General features: G+C 71.2%; 4 protein-coding genes. 1 reads left to right on the top strand and 3 read right to left on the bottom strand.

The features are described from left to right. A partial coding sequence (locus G6027_RS18720) for a glutamate--tRNA ligase family protein (protein ID WP_346995660.1) occupies positions 1-108 on the bottom strand: 108 nt, incomplete at its 3' end. Between the two features lie 83 nt (positions 109-191). Here G6027_RS18720 and G6027_RS08310 point away from each other — a divergent pair. Then, positions 192-545 (top strand): 4a-hydroxytetrahydrobiopterin dehydratase, encoded by a 354-nt coding sequence (locus G6027_RS08310; protein WP_182636762.1) that lies wholly within the window; start codon positions 192-194, stop codon positions 543-545. 81 nt (positions 546-626) lie between these two features. Here the strand turns inward: G6027_RS08310 and nuoN are convergent, their stop codons facing one another. Both nuoN and G6027_RS08300 read right to left on the bottom strand, forming a co-directional pair. Next, positions 627-2,201, bottom strand: coding sequence for an NADH-quinone oxidoreductase subunit NuoN (nuoN, locus tag G6027_RS08305; protein WP_182636761.1), 1,575 nt, complete (start codon positions 2,199-2,201; stop codon positions 627-629). Next, positions 2,198-3,609 (bottom strand): NADH-quinone oxidoreductase subunit M (locus G6027_RS08300; RefSeq protein ID WP_182636760.1); only part of this gene is annotated, 1,412 nt, incomplete at its 5' end. The genes G6027_RS08300 and nuoN, both read right to left, overlap by 4 nt.

The following is a 3,609-nucleotide window of genomic DNA, read 5'->3' as shown; positions in this document are numbered from 1 at the left end:
CACCCACGCCACCACGGCGGTGCGCAGGTTGCCCAGGTGCAGGTCACCCGACGGGCTGGGGGCATATCGGCCGGCGCCGCGGGGAGGGTTGCTGGCGGGGGAGTCCACGCCCTCAGGGTAGGCCGCGCGCCCGGGGCGGTCGGACGTGGCGGGACGTGCCTGGTACGACGAGAGGTGCCAGACTGGGCGGCATGAGCGCAGACGCCGACAACGCACGCCCCGACGCCGACGACCGGACCCGCCTGACCGAGGAGCAGATCGCCGAAGGCCTCGCCGACCTGCCCGGCTGGGCCTTCTCCGAGGGCTCGCTGACCTACACCGCAGTGTGCGAGACCCCGCAGGCCGCGATCAATCTGGTCGCCGCGATCGGGCAGGCCGCCAACTCGCAGGATCACCACCCGGATCTGCTGTGGAGTTACGACGAGGTGACCCTGGACCTGCGCAGCCACGACGTCGACGGCGTGACCCGGCGGGACCTGCGGCTGGCCCGGTCGGTCTCGGCGTTGTCCGGGGAGTTCGACGCCACCCCGCTGGGCATGGACTGACCTACCCCATCGAGAAGAGCGTTCCGCACACGTGCTCTCGGCAGATGCGGGCGGAACGCTCTTCTCGACGAGGACTGAGGCTCACCAGGCGAACGTGGAGGCGGCCTCTGCGAGATCGAGGAGCGGCTGCGGGGCGATCCCCAGCGCCAGCGTGAGCACCGCGGCGATCGCGACCACGGCCAGGGTCACCGGTTGGCGGGCGAACGCCACGCCCGAGCCGCCCACGCCCGAGCCACGCACGTCCGAGCCCCCGGCATCGGCGTCGCGGAAGAACATCACCACGATCACGCGCACGTAGAACGACGCCGCGATCGCGCTGGTGAGCACGCCGATCACCACCAGTCCCACCGCGCCCCCGGCCACGGCCGCTGAGAACACCGCGAACTTGGCGATGAACCCACTGGTCAGCGGGATCCCCGCCAGGGCCAGCAGCAGCACCGCGAACGCGCCCGCCACCAGCGGCTGCCGCCGACCGAGTCCGGACCAGGCCCGCAGGTCGCTGATTTCGGCACCATCTGCGTCCCGTACCAGGCCGGCCACCGCGAACACGCCCACCGTACTGGTGGCGTACGCCGCGAGGTAGAACAGCATCGCGGTCGCCCCGGCGGACTGGACCGCGATCACCGCGGTGAGCAGGAACCCGGCGTGGGCGATGGAGGAGTAGGCCAGGAGCCGCTTGACGTCGTTCTGCGCGACGCCCACGATCGTGCCGACGATCATCGTCAGCGCTGCGATCACCCACAACACGGGCGCCCAGCCCGCCTCGAGCCCGGGCACCGCGGTGTGGAAGAAGCGCAGGATCGCGCCGAACGCGGCGACCTTGGTGCCGGCGGCCATGAACGCGGTGATCGCGGTGGGCGCGCCCTGGTAGACGTCGGGCGTCCAGGTGTGGAACGGCACGGCGCCGACCTTGAACAGCAGACCCACCGACATCATGGCCACGCCGATGAGGATCAGCGAGCTGGCGCCCTCGGCCTCCACCACGTCGGCGATCCCACGGAAGTCCACGGTCCCGGCGTAGCCGTACACCAGCGCGACGCCGTAGACGAAGAACGCCGAGGAGAACGCGCCCAGGAGGAAGTACTTGACCGCGGCCTCCTGCGAGAGCAGCCGTCGCCGGCGGGCCATCCCGCACAGCACGTACAGCGGCAGGGAGAGCACCTCCAGCGCGATGAACAGCGTGATCAGGTCGTTCGCCGCGGGGAACAGCATGAGGCCGCCCGTGGCGAACAGGGCGAGCGGGAAGACCTCGGTCTGGGTGAATCCGGCGCGCTCGGCGTCGCGTTCGCCCGAGCCGCCGGGGGCCACGGCGGCCTGGGGAGCGAAGCCCGCGAGCACCTTCCTGCGGGAGGCGGAGGGGATGACGGTGCGTTCACCGATCAGTAACCCGGCGCCGATGGCCACGACCACCGTGACGCCCTGCAGGAACAGCGCGGGTCCGTCGACCGCGACCGCCCCCTCGGCCGTGACGATCCGGGTCCCGGCCAGGAGGACCACCGAGATGAGCGCGGTGGCGAGACCGCCCAGGTAGACCACCATCTGCGTGCCGTAGCGGCGCCGGGCGGGCACGAACGCCTCGACCAACACGCTGGCGATCCCCGCGCCGAACACCACGAGTAGTGGCGCGAGCGATCCGTACGCGATGTCCGGGGTCATCGGACTCCTCCCAGCAGGGCGACGGTGTGGGCGACCGCCGGTTCGATCACGTCCAACGCGGGCTGCGGGTAGAGGCCCAGCACGATCAGCGCCACCACCAGCGGGATCACCACCACGAGTTCCCGGGCGTCGAGATCCGGTGTCCGCGCCAGTCCGGGTGCCGGGGGTCCGCCCATCACGCGCTGGTAGGTCCACAGGATGTAGATCGCCGCCAGGACGAAGGTGCTCGTGGCGAGCACGGCGGCCACCGGGTACGGGCCGAAGGTCCCGACGAACACCAGGAACTCGCTGACGAACGGGGCCAGCCCGGGCAGCGAGAGCGTGGCCAGGCCGGCGATGAGGAACGTCCCGGCCAGCACGGGCGCGACCTGCTGAACACCGCCGTAGTAGCCGATCTCGCGGATGCGGTGCCGGCGCACGAGGAACCCGGTCACCAGGAACAGCGCGGCAGTGGCGACGCCGTGGTTGACCATGTAGAGCGCCGACCCCGCCGCGGACTGCTCCGTCCTGGCGAAGATGCCCAGGACGATGAACCCGAAGTGGGAGATGGAGGCGTAGGCGATCAACCGGAGCAGGTCGGTCTGGGCGATGGCCATCACGCCGCCGTAGACGATGCTGATCACCGCCAGCGTGATGAGCACCGGCGCCGCTGTGGCCGCGGCGTCCGGGAACAGCGGCAGGCTGTAGCGCAGCATCGCGAACGTGCCGACCTTGTCCACGACCGCCATCATCAGCACCGCGGAGGCGGGGGTCGCGGCCACGGCCGCGCCGGGCAGCCAGGTGTGGAACGGCCACAGCGGCGCCTTGATCGCGAAGGCCAGGGTGAAGGCGGCGAACATCAGCAACGCCACGCCGGGCGGGATCTCGAGCCGACCGTCCGCCACGGCCTCGGTGATGAGGCGGTAGTCGAACGTCCCACTGTCGCCGGGCCCGATTCCGGCGCGGGCGGTGAGCACGTACAGCCCGATCACCGCGACGAGCATGACCAGCCCGCCGAGCAGGTTGTAGATGAGGAACCGCACGGCCGCCGCCGCCCGGTCGGCCCCGCTGGAATCGCTGCGGCCGAATCCGCCGATGAGGAAGTACAGCGGGATGAGCATGGCCTCGAACGCGACGTAGAACAGCAGCACGTCCAGGCTGGTGAACGCCACCAGCGCCAACCCCTGCGTGGCCAGCATCAGCGCCGGATACGCCTGCGCGCGGCGGCTGTCGGACGCGGGGACGTCGTGCCACCCGGCCAGCAGGAGCAGCGGCATGAGGGCGGCCGTGAGCAGGACCAACACCAGCGCGATCCCGTCGAGCCCGAGCGTGTAGGTGGCGCCGAAGGCGGGGATCCACGAGCGGGATTCGACGTACTGGTGGGTGTCGCCGCCGGGGTCGAACCCCACCGCGAGCGCGACCGCCACAC

Source organism: Dietzia sp. SLG310A2-38A2 (genome assembly GCF_014145095.1).
GTDB lineage: Bacteria > Actinomycetota > Actinomycetes > Mycobacteriales > Mycobacteriaceae > Dietzia.
Note: the sequence above shows the minus strand (reverse complement) of the source record. Positions and strands in the feature narration are given on the sequence as shown.